Below are 21,363 nucleotides of genomic sequence, written 5' to 3' on the forward strand. Positions count from 1 at the left end.
GACCTTCTTTAATTTTATAAAATTAATCACAAAACAGATAATTTTTGATTTTTCATATCTGTTATAAACATATAACCCGGTGCATGGGTTATCATTATTTCAGGCTTAACCTTCATGGCAACTGCCTGAGGAGTAACACCACAGGCCCAAAACACAGGAATATCTTTATTTTTAATATCTACAGAATCTCCAAAATCAGGATTGCTTATATCCTCTATACCTATGCTTTGAGGATCACCGATGTGTATAGGCGACCCGTGAACACCAGGATATCTGGATGTTATCTGGACTGCTCTCACAACTTCAGAACTGGGAAGTGGTCTCATACTAACCACCGTAGGCCCCTCAAATATACCAGCCTTTTCACACTGTATATTTGTTATATACATAGGTACATTCTTTTCCTCTGAAATATGCCTAACTTCCATCCCCTCATCTAGCATGGCAGACTCAAAGGTAAAACTACATCCTATTAGAAATGATACAAAGTCATCTTTCCAGAAGGATTTTATGTCGTCAAATTCTCCGTAAAGTTCTCCCTTTTTATAAACTCTATATTTTGGGATATCTGTTGTTATGTCTGAGCCTGGAGCCATTTTAGCAAACTCCCTGCTACCCATATCTGACACTTCTAATATAGGGCACTGCTTTGGATTACGCTGAGCAAAAAGGAGAAAATCATAGGCATGACTCTTTGGAAGTATCACAAGGTTTCCTTGAACATATCCATGACACATACCAGCTGTATTGCTTTTTATTTTCCCCTTTCTTATCATCTTCCGAACTTTTAAAGGCTCTAAATTTTTAAAATTTTCCATACAACCATCTCCAAATATTTTTTAAATTGGCTGAGCTATTTATAATTTAAAATTTCTTAAACTTTACAGATATTACATAACTCCTAGTACTCTCAATATACCTCTGAGTCCTAGACCACAGGCTACCAACACTACTATTCCACCTAAAATATTTGTAAGTGGTGAATTAACATATTTTCCTAGTCTTTTCTTATTGTTCATGGCATATAACAGGAAAATAGCTATTATAGGAAGAAGTATTCCGTTTGCTGCCTGGGCAAATATAATTGCCGAGAGAGGTTTTAGACCCATAGCTGAAAATACTATTCCTATTACAATAACTGTTGTCCAGATAGCCTCAAATTTCTTGTCCTTAAAATCAGATTTCCATCCCAAAGCTCCTGCCGTTGCGTAGGCCGCCGCTAAGGGTGCAGTTATTGTAGATGAAAGTCCTGCAGCAAATAATCCAAAGGCAAAGAAGTATTTGGCCCAAGAACCAAGAAGTGGTTCTACTGATTTTGCCATATCACCTGCATTGTTTATAGCTATATTTGTACCAAAGAATGCTGCCGATGCTGTAATTATAACTGCTATGGAAATTAGTCCACCCAAAATTATTGAAAGAAAAATATCCGATCTAGATTCTTTTAATCCACTGGCATCTTTCCATCTTTCCTGAACTGCAGAAGAATGAAGAAAAAGGTTATAAGGAACTACAGTTGTTCCCACCAAAGCCATTATAAGAAATACAGAACCCTTAGGAACACTAGGAATAAACATTCCTTTTAATATCTCACTCCAGTCTGGAGCTACGATTATAGCAGTAGTTATAAACGTAGCACTCATAAGTACAACTAATCCTATAAGAAACTTTTCTACAAATTTATAGTTTCCGCTTTTTAAAAGGATGTAACCTCCTATTCCCATGATAGGGCCCCATACATTCATAGATATCCCGGTTACCGCCTCTAAACCAAGTGCTCCACCTAAAATATTCCCTGTTTCATAGGCTGCACATCCTATTCCTATTGCCGAAACTACCAAAAAGATACTCGCATATTTTGCTATAGGATTATTAAACTGTTCTCTCAGAGCAGATCCTAAACCTTTTCTAGTTACAATACCTATTCTTGCTGACATCTCTTGTAAAACTACTGTGGCAAAAATCGAAAATACCATAGCCCAGATAAGTGCATAACCGAATTTTGCACCTGCTATAGATGCTGTGGTGATAGTTCCCGGGCCGATGAATGCTGCAGTAACAATTGCAGCAGGTCCCATAGTTTTCAACTTTTGTAGAAACCCCTTTTTTTCTACTAGTACAGTTGCTGATTCCATAATAATTCCCCCTTTTTAAATTTAAACGTTCCACATATTAAACCGACGGTTTATTTAAATTGTATAATTAAAGTTCCCTTTGCCTCACCTTACAAAATCTACGTGGCTGACAGGAACTTATGTGTTCTTAATTGTGAATATAATAAAAAGTCGCTATACTTTCAAGGTAATAGTTTTGAAAGTAAAACGACTTTTAACTTTTCCAGTTTAAGAATAAAGGGTAGCTTTATTCTTGCCAGTAAGTTGCCATTTACTCTGTTTATGATCTTTCTATTTTCTATGTCTGAAGTATATGTTATTTTTCTTTTTATGTCAAATTTTTTATGAATTTTTTTTAATTTTAATCTTAACAATTTAAAATTATTTAATAAAATCCATTGTTTCTGGGCTTACTTTGACATTCTCTGTCCTGATATGCTATCTTATATTAAAAGGCAAAAAATAACAGGAGATGATGAATATATTATGACTATTAATGATAATAGCATTAATCAGAGCTTGGATAAGGCTTTGAGCCTACTAGAATATTTCGATGCTGAAAACCCAACTAGGGGGCTCAGTGAAATTTCTCGTCTTTCTTCTATTCCTAAAGCAACTGTATATAGATTGTTAAACACCTTTGAAAAAAACGGATATCTCATAAAAGTAGATACCGGAGGTAAACAGGGGCAGTACAAGCTTGGAATGAAATTTCTAGAAATGGGAACTGTTGTTTCTGAATCCATAGAGTTAAAAGAGATCGCTTTCCCTTATATGAAAAAACTGAGAGATGAGATAAATGAAGATGTACAGTTAGTAGTAAGAGACAAAGACCATGCTATCTATGTGGAAAAACTAATTAGCAAACATCCAGTGAGACTCTATACAAAAATAGGTCGGACTGCTTCCCTAAATGCCGGGGCGTGTCCAAGGGCAATTCTTTCTTTTTTGAAAGATGATGAAATACAAGCCATTATAGAAAATACAGAATTCGTAAAGTATACCGAAAATACCATTATGGACAAAGAAAAACTCTGGGAATCAATAAAAGAGAGCAGAAAAGACGGATATACAATAAGCTACAGTGAGATGGAGATGCAGACCATAGGTATAGGGGCGCCCATCTTTGACTACAGGAAAAATGTAATAGGAGCACTTAGTACCGCCGGCCCTGATCAGCGATTTACAGCTGATAAATTCCCGGATATAATCAAAAAAGTAAAAGATACTGCTATAAAAATTTCTAGAGAACTAGGTTACAAAGGATAATGAAGGGTTTTCCCTTCATTTTTTTATTTTTAAGCCATATTTTGTTGTATAATGTAAAATATATTACATAAACTTTCTAGACATCTGCATTTTTTTGTGTTATCATTCAGAAAATGAATAATAAACCATCGGTTCGATATTTAAAACGGATGATAAGTTAGGGGGAAGTTAAAATGTTTCAAGTCGACCTCAATAGTGATCTTGGAGAAAGTTTCGGTAACTATAAAATAGGAATGGATAAAGAGATTTTAAAATATGTCTCCTCTGCTAATATAGCCTGTGGATGGCACGGTGGAGACCCTATGGTTATGGATAAAACAGTGGAAATGGCTAAGAAATACAGTATCGGCATCGGTGCTCATCCTGGATTTTTTGATCTAATGGGATTTGGAAGAAGAAACATCGATGCATCTCCCGAAGAGATAAAAAATTATGTAAAATACCAGTTGGGGGCACTTATGGCATTTGTTCTGTCTCACGGTGAAAAAATTCAGCATGTGAAAGTCCACGGAGCGATGTATAACATGGCAGCAAAAAATAAAAAATATGCAGATTCCATAGCTCAAGCCATATATGAAGTGGATAAAAATATCATCCTTTTAGGACTGGCCAACAGTGAAATGATAAAATCAGGAAAAAAATTAGGTCTTAAAACAGCAAATGAAGTTTTTGCTGACAGAGCTTATAACAGTGATGGGACACTTGTCCCAAGAGGTATAGAGGGGGCTGTTATCCACGATGCTGAGCTAGCAATTTCAAGGGTTATAAAAATGATAAAAACTGGAAAAATAACTTCCATAACCGGAGAAGAGATATCTATAAAAGCTGATTCTGTCTGTGTCCACGGGGATAACCCAAAGGCTTTAGATTTTGTAAAAAAAATTCGAAAGGAATTAGAAAAAGAATCCATTAGAATAACTTCTATTTCAAATTTCATAAAATAATGTTTACTTTTTTACGTGAAAGATGAGGGTGATTAAAATTTATAAAGAAACTAGATATCTGAGTGCAGGGGACAGAGCCCTTGTAATAGAATTTGGAAATAAAATCTCTGAGGAGGTTAATTCTAAGGTTAGGTCTATGACCATCGCAATAGAAAAAGAGGGTATAGAGGGAGTCGTAGAGATCACTCCCACTTATCGATCTCTTACTGTTCACTATGACCCTATGAGTACATCATACTCTTCTTTGATAGAACACTTTGAATACTTAGAGAATAAGCTTGAAAAGATAGACATTCCTCTTCCTGAAATTATAGAGATCCCTACTTTTTACGGTGGTGATCAGTGCCCTGACATTGCCAACGTGGCTCAGCACAACTCTATTTCAGTTGATGAGGTAATAAACATCCACTCTTCAAAAGATTATCTAATCTACATGCTTGGATTCACACCTGGATTTCCATACCTTGGTGGGATGGATGAAAAAATCGCAACTCCGAGATTAGAGACTCCAAGAACTAAAATAAAAAAAGGTTCTGTGGGAATCGCCGGAAGCCAAACAGGAATCTACCCTACAGACAGTCCAGGAGGATGGCAAATCATAGGAAAGACTCCTGTGGACTTGTACAATGCTTATAGTGACTCCCCTATACTGCTAGATTCTGGAAATTATATAAAATTTGTCCCTGTCAGCTGGGATGAATATAAAAAAATAGAAAAAGCTGTCAAAGAAAACAGATATAAAATAAAAAAATACCCAAAGAAGGAGAGGCTGATATGAAACAATTTGAAATTTTGAGCCCCGGACCTCTTACTCTTATCCAGGATTGTGGTAGATATGGATATCAAAAATCTGGTGTCCCGGTATCAGGTTCCATGGATAGTTTTTCATATAATATTTCCAATATACTCCTTGAAAACAATGAGGATGAAGGGGTACTTGAATTTACAATGTTAGGTCCAAAAATAAAATTCAGATCCCAATGCACTATTGCCATAACAGGAGGAGAGTCTTCTCCAAAATTAAACGGAAAATCAGTTCCTCTATGGGAAACTATAAGAGTTAACCCCCAAGATGAACTCTCCTTTGAAATAATGAGTAAGGGGTGCCGTGGATATATCGCATTTGCCGGTGGGATTGACGTACCAAAAGTAATGGGAAGTCGATCCACATATATGAAAGGGAAAATAGGAGGATTTGAAGGAAGACAGTTAAAAGCTGGAGATATTTTAAAATTAAAAAATTCAGAATATTGCACAGCAGACAAAAAACTTCCACACAAATACAGACCCCTATACTCCAATCACTATGAACTTCGTGTAATATTGGGTCCTCAAGATGATTATTTCACCTCTGCAGGTATTGACACTTTTTTATCAGATAAATACACCGTTACCAACGAATGTGACAGAATGGGAATAAGATTAGAGGGAGATAAGATAGAGCACGCTTCAGGAGGCGATATCCTGTCTGACGGAATTGTCCCTGGTTCCATACAGGTTCCCGGTCAGGGAAAACCAATCATTATGATGGCTGACTGTCAGACAACAGGGGGCTATGCAAAAATAGCTACCGTCGTAAGCTCGGACCTAAAAAAACTTGCTCAGGCTAAACCAGGGGATACCCTGAGTTTTAAAAAAGTTACTGTTGAACAAGGACAAAAAATATTTAAAGAAAATATAAAACTTATGAAAAGAATTAAAAATGAAATATTCTTAAAAAAAGATTTTTCTGGAAAAACTTTTAGAGTCTCTGTAAATTCAAAAATCTACAACATAGAAGTTTTTGAGGTTTAGAAAGCACATAAAAATAAATATCATATGAAAAAAGGGTGACCCACATGTATTTTTAATACCTGGGGCACCCTTTTTATATTTTCAGTATATATGTAGTTTTTAAATTAACTTTTTATATTAGATAGTTAAAAGGGAATATATTACCCCTATAGATCCAGCTATAGTTAGTCCTAAAACAATTTTAGTAGACATCTTTCCTTCATTTTCTGCAGCTTTACCAAACATTCCAAATACCAACGGATGAACTAGGAAAGGCATTGCAAAGATAAATGCTATCAGACCTGCTGCTGTTCCTCCAAACATTCCTCCCTGTACTGCTGCAAATAAACCAAAGTGAGAAAGTGCTGAAGACACTGCTATTGAAACCTGTTCTAAAGGCATTCCTGCAACGTTTAGCATAGTGAAACTTCCGAATACAGCAACTACCTGCCATCCAAATGCAAACTGCATAAGACCCTTTACTTCTTGTCCGTCGTCACCATCTGCTTTTCTTAAAGTTCCAATGGAAAATACAACAATTGCAAGACCTACACATATTAAAGGCAAAGTCCAGGCAACTATAATGCTCCCACGCTCTGCACTAGCAGCAAGGATAGAGAATACGAAGACATGTCCAAAGAACGGAATGTTTATCATTATAGGGGCTCTTGAAGCCGCCTTTTCTCCTAAGTCTCCACCGGTACAAGCACCTGTCAGTCCAGAGTGAGAAAGTGCTCCTGCCATTCCCGGAGCCAGATTTCTTACATTATTTGATTTACAAAGGAATATAAGTATTGCAAGTCCAGAAAACATCCAGAATACCTGACCTGAAAAACCATAAATCATAACATTTTTAACCCCTGCTATTTTGAAGGCGTCAGCCATTCTAGATCCACCTACTAGAAAACTTCCTGCCAACACTACTGGAATTCCTGCAAATAAAAGTGCATTTAAAGTCGGTCCAAATTTCCAGTTTGAAAATATCATACCTAGACCTGCCGATATAAGCATAGCGAAGAAAATCTGAGGAAGTGCGATAAATGGCTTAACCATTGATGCTATTTTAAGAGAAAGCATAAGAATACCTAGTATAGCTACCATCTCAACAAAACCTTTTCTTATATAAACTTGCTTGCTTGCTATTTTTGCCTTATTATCGATAAATATTATAGCCAGTACAATACTCAGGTAAGCCAAGAGCATATATGATTTTCCTAATACGCTATCTCCCTGAACCCCAACTATTAAGCTGTGAGTAGTTTGTATACCTATTAAAATAAAAAACGCTCTTATCAAAAAGAAAATCTGTGTACTGTTTGTTCCAAGAATTGTCTCATCCTTAGACGGTATCATTATATCGTCTACTTTGAGATCTTCCTTACAGAATATCTTTTTTATCTCTTGTCCCCCTACAAAGAAAGATGCTATAAGTGCGATAACCGTTGTTTTACTCGCCAATACTACCATTGGGAATTCAGCCAGTCCCGGAGTTGCCATTTGACTTTTTACCAATAGATATCCCATTGCCAGTCCAAATACAACAATTATTAGTATCGAGGAATATTTAGTCCCCGCTACAACTGTCCTTGATACCAACACCATAGTTATTAGTATTAGCATAGTGATAAAAAAATGATTCAGAGCTGAAATGTGTACAATTTGATCCATAACTTGTTCCAATTTTTGTTTACCTCCTTGAAGTTTTATGTTTAAGAAAGTTTAAATCGACACTAGGTTTTATTCTGTAGAAAAACTTCATTCTCTACCAAGAACGCTTTCCACATTTTTTAGTTTGAGTATTTTCCATTCGAATAATGATGAAATACTTTTTTAAAATTAACTTTTTTAAAAAATCGCATAAAAAAATAGGCCAACACAAAGAGATTACTTTGTAGTGGTCTATTAAAGTCTTGGCATACGCCTTCTCTAATCTTTACCGACAAAACAATATACTATAATTAGATTATTAAAATGTTCAAACTTCTGTAAAATATACTAATAGTCTTTTGACTTATTCAGTACTTTTATTAAAATCGATTTATTATAACTTAAATTTTGTACAATGTCAATTCATTTTTACATTTATTCTAATTATTCAGACAGACCCTTTTTAAAAAGGGTCTGTCTGAATATAAGGTTTAGGCTTCCTTTAAATACCCCGTATTTTTAGAAACTTTATTTTTATTGATAACTAGAACAAGGGAAACTATCCCCACAATCACTCCACCAAAATAAGGAACGGATCCTGTCATTCTTAGACCTTCAGGAGCCATAAGAATATAACAAGTCATTACCCCTGTCATAAAAGAAGCAGGCACTCCAGTGACAAACATGTTTTTATTATTCTTAATCAAAAAGTATGTACACATCCAGAGGGTGAATGTTGCTAGTATTTGATTTGTAAACGCCACATATCTCCAAAGAGTTGTAAATCCAAGCTGAGACATAAAACCAGCTACTAAAAAGAGCGGAGCAGAAACCAAAATACGGTTTTTAAAGGATTTTTGCTCAATCCCAACTGCATCTGCTATAGTTAATCTTGCACTTCTAAAAGCAGTATCTCCTGTGGAGATAGGCAGTGCAATTACTCCAAATCCTACTAAAATAATACCGGCTTTTCCGAGAAGTGACTTGGATATCTCACTTATAGCTACCATTCCTCCGCCACTTTGTGCCAGTCCCTCTGTACCTCCGAAAAATGCTATTGCTATTGCAGCCCATGTAAGAGCCACTATCCCCTCTATAATCATCGCACCATAAAAGGCCTTCCTTCCGGAAAATTCACTTTTAAGGCATCTCCCCATGAGTACACTCTGGGTAGAGTGAAAACCTGAGATAGCTCCACATGATATTACCACAAACATAAATGGGAAGATAGGCTTTCCTGCAGGATGAAGATTCTGAAATGACACCTCAGGAATGCTGTACCCTTTTATTAAAAGTGAAGCCATAAGAGCCACAACCATTATTATCAAAGAAGCTCCGAAAATTGGGTATATTTTACCGATTATTTTGTCAATTGGAAGCATAGTAGCAATGATATAATATATTGCTATCAAAAAAAGCCAGATTTCCTTTGATATTCCTGTATAGCTTTTCATTATTTCTGCAGGACCTGTTATAAATGCTATCCCAACTATTATCAATAAGATTACAGTGACAATTTTTATAAATCTCTCTGCACCTTTTCCAAGATACTTTCCTATAAGTTCAGGAATATTTTTTCCAGAATGTCTCATCGATATAAGTCCTGCATAATAGTCATGTACAGACCCGGCAAAAATACACCCGAATACTATCCAAAGAAAGGCAGCAGGTCCCCACATAGCTCCTGCTATAGCACCAGTTACAGGACCTAAACCTGCTATATTTAAAAATTGAATCAAAAGAGCTTTTTTCCAATTTATCTCAACATAATCCACTCCATCATTCATTGTCGTTACCGGAGTATCTCTAGAATCCACCCCAAAGTTTTTCTCAAGATATTTTCCATAAATAAAATAAGCTGAAATCAGCATCGCAACACTTATAAAATAACTATACATATTTATCCCCCTATAAACACCATCATAACTTTTTATTTTTAAATTTTAACCACCTAAAATATTATTAAGGCAGTTGCCAAAAAGGATAATAATATCCTCAGCAACTGCCCTTTAAGCCATTTAAATATCAAATCTCAGCTTATTTTTTAAGCCAAGACATCATTCCTCTTAACTCATTTCCTACTTTTTCTACCTGGTGTTCTTGCTCAGTTTTTCTCTTTTCGTTCATGAATTCCATTGTTTCACATTCTTTTATAAAGTTTCTAGCAAAAGTACCGTCTTGGATATCTTTTAATACTTCCTTCATTCCTTCTCTAGATTCTTTAGTTATAACTTTAGTTCCAGTGATGTAGTCTCCGTATTCAGCTGTATTTGAGATAGAGTCTCTCATAGATGTGAATCCACCGTCTATGATCATATCAACAATAAGCTTCATCTCATGCACACACTCAAAGTATGCCATTTCAGGCTCGTATCCAGCCTCTACAAGAGTTTCAAAACCAGCTTTCATTAGCTCAGTAACTCCACCGCAAAGAACTGCCTGCTCTCCAAAAAGGTCAGTTTCAGTTTCTTCTTTAAATGTAGTTTCGATAACTCCTGCTCTTGCTCCTCCAAATCCTTGTGCCCAAGCAAGTGCGATTTCTTTTGTGTTTCCTGAAGGGTCTTGCTCTATTGCAATAAGTCCTGGCGTCCCTGTACCTTGAACAAAAGTTCTTCTAACCATGTGTCCTGGTCCTTTAGGTGCTGCTAAGAATACGTTTAGATCTGGTCTTAAGTTTACGATATTGTAAAGAACGTTGAATCCGTGTCCAAATCCTAGGTAAGCTCCCTCTTTAAGATTTGGTTCAATCTGCTCAGCGTAGATTTTACCTTGAGACTCATCTGGGATAAGTATCATTACAACGTCTGCATCTTTTACTGCATTTGCTATAGTATCTGCTTTAAGACCTGCAGCTCTTACTTTTTCCATTGTCTTTGAACCTTCTCTTAATCCTACTGTAACATCTACCCCTGAATCAAAAAGGTTTAAAGCATGTGCATGTCCTTGGCTTCCAAACCCAACTACTACTACCTTTTTCCCCTTTAAGATATCGATGTTACAATCCTTTTCTGTGTACACAGTTACTGCCATTTTTTTATTCCCCCTTATTTATTTTTGATTTATTTTAATGGTGTTGAAAACATTATATTATATCTACACTTACTATATCTACTATTTTGTATAAATTTATTTTTATCTGTTCTAAGAGAGCTTGATCACTTTTGACGACGGCTAAAGTCATTTTTATATTTTCAGGATCTTCTTTACAAGTGTGTGCAACAACACTTTCTAAATTATATCCTTTCTTATTAAATAGATTATAAATTCTCGAATGAGTACTTATTTTATTTTTCGCCGTTATCAAAAGTTCTCTTTTCATATCTTCGCTCCTTATTTTTAAATATTTGGATGAACTAGTGTCTGATATACATTCTTTTTTCTGTCTAAGACACATTCTATTATTACAGGTTCATCAGTGTCAATATTTTCATCACAGGCTTTTACAAGCTCTTCTTCATTGGTTACTTTTATGCCTTTTAAACCATAGGCTTTTGCTATCTGGATAAAATCAGGATTGACATCTAGATATACTCCAAAATGTTTTCCACCTTTGAATGTATCCTGAAGTTGTTTTACCATTCCTAAGGTGCTGTTGTTTATAATTAATATTTTAATGGGAAGTTTATACTGTTTTAGCATAATTATTTCCCCTACACACATCTGGAATCCACCGTCTCCCACAACAGATATAACTGTCGTATCAGGTTTTTTTATCTTGGCGGCTATTGCTGCAGGTATACCAAATCCCATAGCTCCTGCTCCACCTGAAGTTATAAAGGTTTTCGGTTTTCTAAACTTGTAATACTGAGCTACCCACATCTGATGTTGCCCCACATCTGTAGTTATTATAGCATTTTCATCAGTCTTTTGGCTCAGAATTTCAAAAATTCTTCTCGGCTCTAGAGAATACTTCTCACTAAACTTTGTAGGTGAGTATTTACCTCTCAATTCGTCTACCCTGTCTAACCAACGCTGTTCTTTTTTCTCGGAACTCATTTCCGACATTTTACTTAAAACCTCTTTTGCATCACCTTGTATAAATATATCCGCTACAATTATTTTTTTATTTTCAGCAGGGTCTATATCTATATGAACCACTTTGGCTTGATCTAAAAATCCTTCTGTATCACATGTAAGTCTGTTATCTAATCTGGTTCCCACTGCCAAGACGAAATCAGCTTCCTGAATTATTATATTCGTGGCTATACTTCCATGTACTCCTCCCATTCCTAGAAAAAGATTGTTGTCTCCTGGAAAGCCTCCCAATCCTAATAATGAAGAAGTCACTGGTATATTATTTTTAATAGCAAATTCATAAAGTTCATCTGCTGCTCCACTTCGTATTACTCCGGCTCCTGAAATAATTAAAGGCCTTTTAGCAAGTTTAAGGAGTCCTACAGCCTCTTCAACTTTAGTCATGTCCAGCTTTGGAATATGAAGAGATGGAAAAAGATTTAGCTTCTGGTTCAAAAGTATTCTGAACCTCTCTTCACTCATCTCTTCGTTTTGAATATCAGCTGGAAGGTCTATAAGAACCGGACCTGGTCTACCAGTTGTGGCAATATGAAAAGCCTCTTTTAATATTACCGGAAGTTCTTCAATAGATTCTACACTATAATTGTGTTTTGTTATAGGAAGAGTGACTCCTACAATATCCACTTCCTGAAATACATCTTTACCCTTATTAGACCTAGATACCTGACCTGTTATGGCTATCATTGGAGAAGAATCCATATAGGCAGTCATTATCCCCGTAACCAAATTGGTAGCTCCTGGACCTGAAGTGGCCAAGCATACCCCAGGGATGCCCGTAAGCCTTCCTGATGCATCGGCCGCATGAGATGCTCCCTGCTCATGTCTTGGGAGAATAAATTTTATATCATTATCCTCTCGAAGAGCTTCAAAAATGGAAAGTACTGCTCCTCCAGGATATCCGAAAATTTCTTTTATTCCCAGATGTTTCAGAGTCTCTAACAGAATTTGTGCCCCTTTCACGTCTAATGCACCCCCTATCTATTCTATTTATCAGACTACCCTTCGATTGCCCCACTGTAAGCCGATTTAACCTTTTCAGAATACTTTTTCAAATATCCACTTGCCTCTTTTTCAACTATAACTAATTTAGATTTTCTTTTTTCAAGTTCATCTTCGTCTATTACAAAATCAAGAGTCCCTTTGTTTATATCTATTTTTATAGTATCTCCTTCTTCTATAAGACCTATAGGCCCTCCCTCTGCTGCCTCAGGAGAAACATGTCCAATAGCTGCTCCTCTCGTAGCACCGGAGAATCTACCATCAGTAATAAGTGCCACTGTCTTGTCTAGACCTAATCCCACAAGTATGGATGTCGGAGTGAGCATCTCTCTCATTCCAGGTCCTCCCTTTGGACCTTCGTATCTTATTATAATTACATCTCCATCTTTTATCTGTCCGCCCATAAGAGCTGCTACTGTATCTTCTTCACTGTTAAATACTCTTGCAGGTCCGCTGTGAACCTTCATCTCTTCCACAACTCCACCTGATTTTACAACTGCTCCAAGAGGTGCGATATTTCCTTTTAGGACAGTAAGTCCTCCTCTTTGGGTATAGGGGTTAGAAAGTTCTCTTATTACAACTTTATCTGTCACTCTATGTCTTTTTAATACTTCTGACAATTTTCCGTTAACTGTTGTTTCATCTTCTAATATCTTTCCATCTATAAGCTCTCTCATCACTGCATGTACTCCACCTGCACGATCGAGGTCTTCTATAAAATGACTTCCTGCTGGAGAAAGTTTTGATATTTGAGGTACACTCTTGCTCACTTCATCAAAATCATCAAGGGTAAGATCCACGTCAGCATCATTTGCAATAGCTAAAAGATGAAGTACTGTATTTGTAGATCCTCCTAGAGCCATGTCCACTCTAACAGCGTTCATAAATGCTTTTTTAGTCATTATCTCTCTTGGTTTAACCCCGTTTTCAAGAAGTTCCAAAACTCTCATTCCGGCTTCTTTTGCCATCTCCATTCTTTTGGAGAATACTGCAGGAACAGTTCCATTTCCAGGAAGAGCCATACCCAATGCTTCTGTCAGACAGTTCATTGTATTTGCAGTATACATCCCAGCACAAGAACCGCATGTAGGACAGGCCTTTCCTTCTACTTCTGTAAGTTCATCTTCTGATATTTCTCCAGTCTGATATTTCCCTACATATTCAAAAACATCACTAAGAGCTATTTTTTTACCTTTATGAACTCCAGCTAGCATAGGTCCACCACTTATAAAGATAGCTGGTATATTAAGCCTTGCTGCAGCCATAAGCATTCCAGGTACTACTTTATCACAGTTTGGTATAAAAACTAAAGCATCTAAAGCTGCTCCTCTTACTTGAACCTCTATAGTATCAGCGATTATATTTCTAGAAGGCAGTGAATATCTCATTGCATCATTGTTCATAGCCAGTCCGTCACAAACTGCAATTGTAGAGAATTCAAAAGGAACTCCTCCACCCATTCTTATTCCATTTTTTACCGAATCAATTATTGTTTTTAGATGTACATGTCCAGGTACAAGTTCATTGAAGGAACCTACAACCCCTATAAACGGAGCCTGTATCTCTCTCTCTGTAAGTCCTAAAGCCTTTAAAAGACTTCTGTGTGGCGACCTTGCCACTCCTTTTTTTACTACATCACTTTTCATACTTTCCCCTTCCCTTTTTCAATATGAATTACCTATGTTTCACGAAAGATTTTTCTACTTTTGCAGAAGAACCTCTATCTCTTCCATAATTTTTTCTACTACCTCTTTAGTTCCTACGAGTTTTTCCGTTCCACTATAGATGTCACCTGTTCTATATCCTTTTTCAAGTACAAGCTCCACAGATTTTTCTATAATTTTTGCAGCTTCTTCCATATTGAAAGAATGTCTTAGCATCATAGCACCAGATAATATTGTAGCCATAGGGTTAACCTTATCCTGACCCGCGATATCTGGAGCTGAACCGTGAATAGGTTCAAAAAGTCCTACGCCCTTTCCAATACTTGCTGAAGGAAGCATCCCTATAGAACCAGAGATTACGCTAGCTTCATCAGATAATATATCTCCAAACATATTACTTGTAAGTATTACGTCAAACTGTCTAGGATTGATTACAAGCTGCATTGCAGCATTGTCTACATACAGATGACTGAGCTCTACCTCGGGATATTTCTTAGCCACTTTTTCCACTGTTTCTCTCCACAGTTTTGAACTTTCTAGTACATTTGCTTTATCTACACTTGTTACTCTTTTGTCTCTTTTAGAAGCAGCCTCAAATGCTATTTCAGCAATTCTCTCTACTTCTTCAGCAGAATAAGACATTACATCATATGCCTTGTCTCCCTCTCTGCCTTTTTCACCAAAGTAGATACCCCCTATAAGCTCTCTGACTATTAGGATATCCAGGTTATCTCCGATAATACTCTCTTTTAACGGGCTCTTGTCTCTTAGAGAACTATGGATTTTTACAGGTCTTAAGTTTGCAAAAACTCCCAGTTCCTTACGGATCTCAAGTAGTCCTCTTTCCGGTCTTAGATTAGAAGCAACGTTATCCCATTTTGGTCCCCCTACAGCTCCCAAAAATATCGCATCACTTTCTTTACATATATTTTTTGTGGCCTCTGGAAAAGGATGTCCTGCTTCGTCAAGACCTGCTCCCCCTATAGCCCCTCTTGTAAACTGAAGGTCTACGTTATAGGCCTTCCCTACTCTCTCCATTATCTTTACAGCTCCTGAAGTTATCTCTTCCCCTATATAATCTCCAGGTAAAAGTGCTATCTTATATGTTTTTGTATCATTACATTTTGTTTTTTGCATACTTAAATATCCCCCCGGCTTTTACTATTTCATAGGCATCACCCATGGATTTCAAAGAGAACTCTTCTCCTGTTGTTAGGTTCTTTATTGTGCTTTTCTCACCATCTAGTTCTATTTCATCTCCAGTGGAGAATTTATCAAATATTTTAGCTGCCGATTCATATGGTACTAAAAATGCACCATCTATGGCGTTTCTATAAAAGATTCTAGCATAGCTTTCAGCAATTACAGCCTTAACTCCTGCTTTTTCAAGGCACAGAGGTGCATGTTCTCTAGAAGAGCCACAGCCGAAGTTTTTCCCTGCTAACACCACTGTATAGTCACTTGTAAACTCCCCCTCTTTTACAAAAGGGCTGTCTTTTTTTATATCAACTGGAAGTCCTGAAAGTGCATATTTACCATAAAGTTTTGATTCTTCAGGATCATCTACTCTATACACAAGATATGAAGCCGGAATTATCTGATCTGTATCTATATCGTCTCCTAATACGTAAACTTTTCCTTTTATAATATCACTCATCTCTTACTCCCCCTCCATGAACTTTCTCGGATCTGTAATATAACCTGTGACAGCAGACGCCGCTGCTGTATATGGTGATGCAAGATATACTTTTGATTCCATCGATCCCATTCTTCCATGGAAGTTTCTGTTTGTAGTAGAGATTACTACCTCGTTTGCATGAGTTCTTCCAAAGGTATCTTCAGGCCCTCCAAGACATGCCCCACATGACGGTGGCCCTATTAAGCATCCTGCTTTTTCTAGTATTTCCATAAGTGTTTCGTCACCGATTTTTATCTCATTAAGATCTTTTTCTACCTTGGTAGTTGCAGGTACTATAAAGGTATCAACAACTGTTTTTCTTCCCTTTAATATTTCCGCAGCAGCATAGAAGTCTGTAGTCTTTCCTCCTGTGCAAGACCCTATATAAGATCTTGTTATTTTTACATCTTCCAAATTTTTAGCTTTTTCTACATTTGCAGGTGAATAAGGCTGAGCTACCACAGGTTCCATCTCTGCTGCCTCATAGATATGCTCACTCTTGTATGTCGCGTCTGCATCTGAGTGATATACATCAAAAGGTGCATCTGTTCTGGCTTTTACATAATCTATAGTTGTCTGATCTGGTTCGATTATCCCGCATTTACCACCGGCCTCTATAGCCATATTGCAGATAGTCATCCTTTCATCCATATTCAAATCACCTATAGCTTCTCCGTCATATTGCATACAGCAGTAAGTCGCACCGTCAAATCCGATGTCCCCTATAGTCTGAAGAACAATGTCCTTTCCCATTACATATTTAGGGAATTTACCGTTAAAAGTAAATCTTATTGTTTCAGGAACCTTTACCCAAAGTCTTCCTGTTCCCAATATAAATCCAGCATCTGTATTTCCTATCCCTGTGGCAAACTGTCCGAAAGCTCCTGCAGTACATGTATGAGAATCTGTCCCAAACATAACTTTTCCTGGCATTGCATGTCCCTCTTCAGCAAAAGCTATATGGCACACACCTTTATAATCTGATGTAAAAGGCTCATAGTAGTATTTTAGATCTTGTTCTTTCGCAAACTCTTTTACTATTTCAAGATTTCTCATTGCATATTTATCTTTTGTAAAAATATAGTGGTCTGGAATAAGTATAACTTTTTCCTTATCCCACACTTTTGCATTTTCACCAAATTCACGTTTGAATATGGAAGCTGCCCCAGGACCGCAAACGTCATGGGTAAGCAGGTTATCAACATCTACCCAAATGTTCTCACCTGGAACCACTCTTTCTTTATTTGATTTTTTAGCAAGAATTTTTTCAACAATTGTCATTCCCACAGTTTCCCCCCCTATTTATTTACATTTATTAAACTTCTGTTTATAGCATCTATATAAGCTACGGCACTTGCCTCTATTATATCAGTTTTGATACCCTTACCAATATATACTTTACCATCTATTTCCACTTCTACTCTTGCTTCACCTTGTGCATCAGAAGCACTTGTTATACTTTTTATAGAGTAATCTTTAAGTGTGCAATTTTTACATCCAGTTATTGTATTTATGGCGTTGTACACAGCACTTACCGGTCCGTCACCCTCTGCAATTGCAGTTCTTATTTCACTTTTGGCTACCATTTTTACCTCTGCCTGAGTAGTATGTCCCGGTATTCTAGTGATATTAAAACTTGTGAGATCATAAGATTTTTCAACGGTTCTAAGTCCACCAAGGGCTAGAGATTCAATGTCTTCATCTAAAATTTCTTTTTTAATATCTGTAAGTTTTTTAAATTTTTTGAAAATATCGTCTATTTTTTCCTCAGACAATTCATATCCAAGTTCAATTAGCTTATCTTTAAAAGCATGTTTTCCAGAATGTTTTCCGAATACAAGCTTATTTTTTGCTCTTCCTATACTCTCTGGAGTCATTATCTCATAAGTACTGCTGTTTTCCAATACTCCATGCTGATGTATACCAGATTCATGGGCAAAGGCGTTGTCACCTACCACAGCTTTGTTTGGCTGTATATCCACCCCAGTAAGCTTGCTTACTGTCTTACTTACGTGATAAATCTTGCTGTGATTTATTCCGCATTCTACACCATAACCTTCAGGTCTTACCTTAAGCGTCATAGCAAGCTCCTCTATAGCTGTGTTTCCTGCTCTTTCTCCTAGACCGTTTACAGTACACTCTATCTGTGCTGCCCCTGCACGAATTGCAGCTAAGGCATTTGCTGTAGCCAGTCCAAGATCATTATGGCAATGAACTGCGATTTCAGCTTTATCTATGTTTGGTACATTTTCTTTTATACCTTTTACTATCTCATAAAATTCCTCAGGATACGTAAATCCAACTGTATCTGGAATATTTACTACTATAGCTCCTGCATCGATAACTCCCTCTAAAACTCTGTAAAGGAATTCAGGTCTTGTTCTAGAAGCATCCTCGCATGAAAATTGAACTTCACAGCCTTTGGATTTTGCATACTTTACCATCTCTACAGCCTGGTTATATACTTCATCTTCTGACATCTTAAGCTTGTATTTCATATGAATATCGGATGTCGCTATAAAAGTATGTATTCTTGGATACTTTGCTTCTTTTACTGCATCCCATGCTCTGTCTATATCTTTTTCAGTTGCTCTGGCTAGAGAAGCGACTTTACATTTTTTTATAGTCTTAGCCACTTCTTTTATTGCATCAAAGTCGGCTTGAGAAGCTATGGCGAATCCAGCCTCTATAATGTCCACATTTAGTTCTTCCAGATTTTTTGCAATTGTTAACTTTTCTTCGATTGAAAGGTTTACCCCTGGTGTTTGCTCCCCGTCCCTAAGAGTTGTGTCAAAAATCTTAACTTTTCTCATTTTTTCCCCCTTTATTCTTCTCAAACTGTATAAAAAAAGCAGCCTAGTAGGCTGCTTAATAATCCCAAATTCTCGTTTTTCCCCATTCATCAAAACCCGTACCTGGTTATAACGAAACAAACCCTCTGTTTAAAAGGGCTGGAGATAAATGACTTAAGCTCCTAACACTGTTTATCTCTATTCTACTTTGTTGGTTTAGGACTAGCAGTAGGACCAGCAGCAGAGATAGCAGTAGAGATATTGAAATCGTGTAGGATATTATCATTTTTCTTCCTCCTTTTCGTTAATTGCCATTGTTTTTCGTGTTATGTAGAATTTTAACAAAATGGAGTTATAATGTCAACTAAAATAATGAAGTACAGTTAAACTTTTTATCTGATAAAGAGAACTTTTCAATATAAAATAACATTTTATATATCGCTCCCTACTAAAAAACCCTTTATTTAAAAAGAATAAAAAAATTTATTTGAAAATAAAATTACATATTAAATTTATTTTCACTCTTGTTTTTTTATATTTTTGTATTAGATTTATTTTACACTTGTTTACCTCAAAAGAACTTTTTTAATTTTTATCTGACACTGCATACTTTACATTTAAATGAGGTTTTATACCAAGTTTTCCTAATTCTGTATAAAAATTAATTCTAAACTCATTCTTAAAAGACCAACCGTTAGCAGGAGTATCTGTAAGGGCAGCAACCCAGCATTTTATATTTTCTGAAGTCATTTCCATAACCCAAAAGTAGGGTTCACTGGTTAGATTTACATGTGTATTTTTTTTTGCCAGTTTTATAGCAAGTTCTTTTACTGTAGCTATGTCAGCTTCATATGATATCCAGAACTCTACCTTAGACCACTGGGATTGATCTACAAGAGAATAATTTATAAAATTCTCTTTGAGCATATTCACATTAGGTATTACAAATCTTTGCCAGTCCCACAACTTTACTATTGTATGTGTCATATTTATATCTTCAACCACACCGTATTGATCTTTTATAAGTATCGTGTCTCCTACATTAAACTGTTTTGAAAGTGTTATTACCATCCCGGCGATAATATTTTCTATAAAGGGTTTGGCTGCAAATCCTAAAAATATTGTTCCAGTAGATGCAAACACAGAAAAGACACCTTTTGAAAAATTCCCCAAGAAAGGATAAAGTAATAAAAATACCGTTATTACAAACCAAAAAAGAAAAAGCGACCTTCTTATAATTGTAAATCTGGTTCCTATATTTTTTAATGCCTTTTCTTTAGATCTTTTGAGAGTTTTTTTTAGTACTGATGATCCATTTCTCATAGCACCAAAATTTTTATTTTCCTCAACATTCCCCTTGAAATGCTTTTCTAAAGTCCGAAGTCTAATCAAAAGATAAATTAAAGTGAATACCAAAACCAAAATAGCAGCAACATAGTACGACATTAAACCTAAACACCACCTAAATATTTTATAATTTTCACTAGTATGATTGTAACATATTATGCTTTATATGAAAATTTCCAAAACAATCCTTTATCTAAGATACTAAAATTAATATCTCTTTATCAGCTGCTGCCTCTCTGCATAGAATTCATCTTCAGAAACAAATTCTTCCTCTATAAGCTTTTTCTTTATCTTTTCATAACATTTTTCCCCAAATGAATTTTTTATGGTATCTTGGTATGAAACAATAAGAGGTCTATAGTCGTTCTTATGAAACCCTTCTGGATTTGTCCTTTTAAAAGAAGCGCTGGTTCCATATTCGTAGTTTATACAAGCCTTGTTGTAATAATCTTCAATTGTAAAGCCATTAGTAAAATCATCTGGGAGGGTGATATAAAGCATAGAAAGATCCTCCTCAGCTAAAACCTCTATAGGCCATAGATTGCATATCAGCGGCTTGTGATTCAATATATCAGAAGCTTCCATACCCTTTTCTAAACATATAGAGTGGGCCGAACACAAAGTCGTACTGTTATTCGGTCTAAAGGCACAGGTGCAAAGTTCTATCTCTTCCCCTATATGATCTTCTGGTATCATGAGATCATCCTTTTGGATACTTTCCTCTATACTTTTTCTTTCATAGCCTAGTTCCTCAAGAATATCTATATTTTTAGTCAAATTATTATACTCATCTATATTTCCCAAAATAAGTTTTCTTGTAGCATCACTGAATTTTGACGGTGCATCTCCACAGCAGGTATCCAAACAGTTAAAACAGTCAAAATTGGTCATGGCAGAAAAAACTCCGTAATCTATTGTCGCCCTGTAAATTTTTCCTTTTATCTCTACATCACTCTCTATCATATCTCCACTAGAGAAATACCTTCTTGCCATTTTTTCCTTCTCAGAAGGCATTTTATACAATTTTTCTCCCTTAGGATGGTTTAAAAATAAAAAATAAATCATAATTTTACCTCTCTTAAAATAAATCGACATTCAATA

The 21,363-nt window shown here is 36.1% G+C and carries 18 protein-coding genes; 4 read left to right on the top strand and 14 right to left on the bottom strand.

Features of this window, described 5'->3' with window-relative positions:
* Window positions 1–26: 26 nt before the first annotated feature.
* Entirely contained in the window at window positions 27–818 is a 792-nt protein-coding gene (locus ILYOP_RS05780; protein WP_013387597.1) for a putative hydro-lyase, read from the bottom strand.
* Between the two features lie 72 nt (window positions 819–890).
* The gene (locus ILYOP_RS05785; protein ID WP_013387598.1) at window positions 891–2,135 is read right to left on the bottom strand and encodes an Nramp family divalent metal transporter; all 1,245 of its coding nucleotides are present in this window, start codon (window positions 2,133–2,135) and stop codon (window positions 891–893) included.
* A 465-nt stretch (window positions 2,136–2,600) separates the two neighbouring features.
* On the opposite strand from ILYOP_RS05785, the gene ILYOP_RS05790 reads away from it, so the two are divergent.
* From ILYOP_RS05790 to ILYOP_RS05805, 4 genes are all read left to right on the top strand, one after another.
* Complete coding sequence (locus ILYOP_RS05790) at window positions 2,601–3,383, top strand: IclR family transcriptional regulator (protein ID WP_013387599.1); 783 nt, start codon at window positions 2,601–2,603, stop codon at window positions 3,381–3,383.
* Between the two features lie 173 nt (window positions 3,384–3,556).
* Window positions 3,557–4,327 (top strand): LamB/YcsF family protein, encoded by a 771-nt coding sequence (locus ILYOP_RS05795; protein ID WP_013387600.1) that lies wholly within the window; start codon window positions 3,557–3,559, stop codon window positions 4,325–4,327.
* A gap of 22 nt (window positions 4,328–4,349) precedes the next feature.
* Window positions 4,350–5,105, top strand: coding sequence for a 5-oxoprolinase subunit PxpB (pxpB, locus tag ILYOP_RS05800; protein WP_013387601.1), 756 nt, complete (start codon window positions 4,350–4,352; stop codon window positions 5,103–5,105).
* Entirely contained in the window at window positions 5,102–6,121 is a 1,020-nt protein-coding gene (locus ILYOP_RS05805) for a 5-oxoprolinase subunit C family protein (RefSeq protein ID WP_013387602.1), read from the top strand. Before pxpB ends, ILYOP_RS05805 begins: the two co-directional genes overlap by 4 nt.
* A gap of 117 nt (window positions 6,122–6,238) precedes the next feature.
* Here the strand turns inward: ILYOP_RS05805 and ILYOP_RS05810 are convergent, their stop codons facing one another.
* From ILYOP_RS05810 to ILYOP_RS05865, 12 genes are all read right to left on the bottom strand, one after another.
* Window positions 6,239–7,780, bottom strand: coding sequence for a hypothetical protein (locus ILYOP_RS05810; protein WP_013387603.1), 1,542 nt, complete (start codon window positions 7,778–7,780; stop codon window positions 6,239–6,241).
* A gap of 458 nt (window positions 7,781–8,238) precedes the next feature.
* The gene (locus ILYOP_RS05815) at window positions 8,239–9,645 is read right to left on the bottom strand and encodes a carbon starvation CstA family protein (RefSeq protein ID WP_013387604.1); all 1,407 of its coding nucleotides are present in this window, start codon (window positions 9,643–9,645) and stop codon (window positions 8,239–8,241) included.
* A gap of 139 nt (window positions 9,646–9,784) precedes the next feature.
* Entirely contained in the window at window positions 9,785–10,777 is a 993-nt protein-coding gene (gene ilvC, locus ILYOP_RS05820; RefSeq protein WP_013387605.1) for a ketol-acid reductoisomerase, read from the bottom strand.
* Window positions 10,778–10,829: 52 nt separating this feature from the next.
* Window positions 10,830–11,066 (bottom strand): acetolactate synthase small subunit, encoded by a 237-nt coding sequence (locus ILYOP_RS05825; protein ID WP_013387606.1) that lies wholly within the window; start codon window positions 11,064–11,066, stop codon window positions 10,830–10,832.
* Window positions 11,067–11,083: 17 nt separating this feature from the next.
* A complete protein-coding gene (ilvB, locus tag ILYOP_RS05830; protein ID WP_013387607.1) occupies window positions 11,084–12,742 on the bottom strand; it encodes a biosynthetic-type acetolactate synthase large subunit in 1,659 nt (552 codons plus the stop codon).
* A 35-nt stretch (window positions 12,743–12,777) separates the two neighbouring features.
* The gene (ilvD, locus tag ILYOP_RS05835) at window positions 12,778–14,427 is read right to left on the bottom strand and encodes a dihydroxy-acid dehydratase (RefSeq protein WP_013387608.1); all 1,650 of its coding nucleotides are present in this window, start codon (window positions 14,425–14,427) and stop codon (window positions 12,778–12,780) included.
* A 54-nt stretch (window positions 14,428–14,481) separates the two neighbouring features.
* Complete coding sequence (gene leuB / locus ILYOP_RS05840; protein WP_013387609.1) at window positions 14,482–15,582, bottom strand: 3-isopropylmalate dehydrogenase; 1,101 nt, start codon at window positions 15,580–15,582, stop codon at window positions 14,482–14,484.
* Window positions 15,563–16,102 (bottom strand): LeuD/DmdB family oxidoreductase small subunit, encoded by a 540-nt coding sequence (locus ILYOP_RS05845; protein WP_013387610.1) that lies wholly within the window; start codon window positions 16,100–16,102, stop codon window positions 15,563–15,565. The genes leuB and ILYOP_RS05845 overlap by 20 nt, the downstream gene beginning before the upstream one ends.
* Before the next feature lie 3 nt (window positions 16,103–16,105).
* Window positions 16,106–17,404: a 3-isopropylmalate dehydratase large subunit gene (locus ILYOP_RS05850; RefSeq protein ID WP_013387611.1), complete on the bottom strand. Its 1,299-nt coding sequence runs from the start codon at window positions 17,402–17,404 to the stop codon at window positions 16,106–16,108.
* A gap of 17 nt (window positions 17,405–17,421) precedes the next feature.
* Window positions 17,422–18,936, bottom strand: coding sequence for a 2-isopropylmalate synthase (locus ILYOP_RS05855; protein ID WP_013387612.1), 1,515 nt, complete (start codon window positions 18,934–18,936; stop codon window positions 17,422–17,424).
* 564 nt (window positions 18,937–19,500) lie between these two features.
* Complete coding sequence (locus ILYOP_RS05860) at window positions 19,501–20,361, bottom strand: mechanosensitive ion channel family protein (RefSeq protein WP_013387613.1); 861 nt, start codon at window positions 20,359–20,361, stop codon at window positions 19,501–19,503.
* A 108-nt stretch (window positions 20,362–20,469) separates the two neighbouring features.
* Entirely contained in the window at window positions 20,470–21,327 is an 858-nt protein-coding gene (locus tag ILYOP_RS05865) for a hypothetical protein (RefSeq protein WP_013387614.1), read from the bottom strand.
* Between the last annotated feature and the right edge of the window lie 36 nt (window positions 21,328–21,363).

The organism is Ilyobacter polytropus DSM 2926 (assembly GCF_000165505.1).
GTDB classification, from domain to species: Bacteria; Fusobacteriota; Fusobacteriia; order Fusobacteriales; family Fusobacteriaceae; genus Ilyobacter; species Ilyobacter polytropus.

Excerpts from the sequence above, each read along its gene's own strand:
- ILYOP_RS05780 (WP_013387597.1), bottom strand. The coding sequence starts at position 818 with ATGGAAAATTTTAAAAATTTAGAGCCTTTAAAAGTTCGGAAGATGATA.
- ILYOP_RS05785 (WP_013387598.1), bottom strand. The coding sequence starts at position 2,135 with ATGGAATCAGCAACTGTACTAGTAGAAAAAAAGGGGTTTCTACAAAAG.
- ILYOP_RS05790 (WP_013387599.1), top strand. The coding sequence starts at position 2,601 with ATGACTATTAATGATAATAGCATTAATCAGAGCTTGGATAAGGCTTTG.
- ILYOP_RS05795 (WP_013387600.1), top strand. The coding sequence starts at position 3,557 with ATGTTTCAAGTCGACCTCAATAGTGATCTTGGAGAAAGTTTCGGTAAC.
- pxpB (WP_013387601.1), top strand. The coding sequence starts at position 4,350 with ATGAGGGTGATTAAAATTTATAAAGAAACTAGATATCTGAGTGCAGGG.
- ILYOP_RS05805 (WP_013387602.1), top strand. The coding sequence starts at position 5,102 with ATGAAACAATTTGAAATTTTGAGCCCCGGACCTCTTACTCTTATCCAG.
- ILYOP_RS05815 (WP_013387604.1), bottom strand. The coding sequence starts at position 9,645 with ATGTATAGTTATTTTATAAGTGTTGCGATGCTGATTTCAGCTTATTTT.
- ilvC (WP_013387605.1), bottom strand. The coding sequence starts at position 10,777 with ATGGCAGTAACTGTGTACACAGAAAAGGATTGTAACATCGATATCTTA.
- ILYOP_RS05825 (WP_013387606.1), bottom strand. The coding sequence starts at position 11,066 with ATGAAAAGAGAACTTTTGATAACGGCGAAAAATAAAATAAGTACTCAT.
- ilvD (WP_013387608.1), bottom strand. The coding sequence starts at position 14,427 with ATGAAAAGTGATGTAGTAAAAAAAGGAGTGGCAAGGTCGCCACACAGA.
- leuB (WP_013387609.1), bottom strand. The coding sequence starts at position 15,582 with ATGCAAAAAACAAAATGTAATGATACAAAAACATATAAGATAGCACTT.
- ILYOP_RS05845 (WP_013387610.1), bottom strand. The coding sequence starts at position 16,102 with ATGAGTGATATTATAAAAGGAAAAGTTTACGTATTAGGAGACGATATA.
- ILYOP_RS05850 (WP_013387611.1), bottom strand. The coding sequence starts at position 17,404 with ATGACAATTGTTGAAAAAATTCTTGCTAAAAAATCAAATAAAGAAAGA.
- ILYOP_RS05855 (WP_013387612.1), bottom strand. The coding sequence starts at position 18,936 with ATGAGAAAAGTTAAGATTTTTGACACAACTCTTAGGGACGGGGAGCAA.
- ILYOP_RS05860 (WP_013387613.1), bottom strand. The coding sequence starts at position 20,361 with ATGTCGTACTATGTTGCTGCTATTTTGGTTTTGGTATTCACTTTAATT.
- ILYOP_RS05865 (WP_013387614.1), bottom strand. The coding sequence starts at position 21,327 with ATGATTTATTTTTTATTTTTAAACCATCCTAAGGGAGAAAAATTGTAT.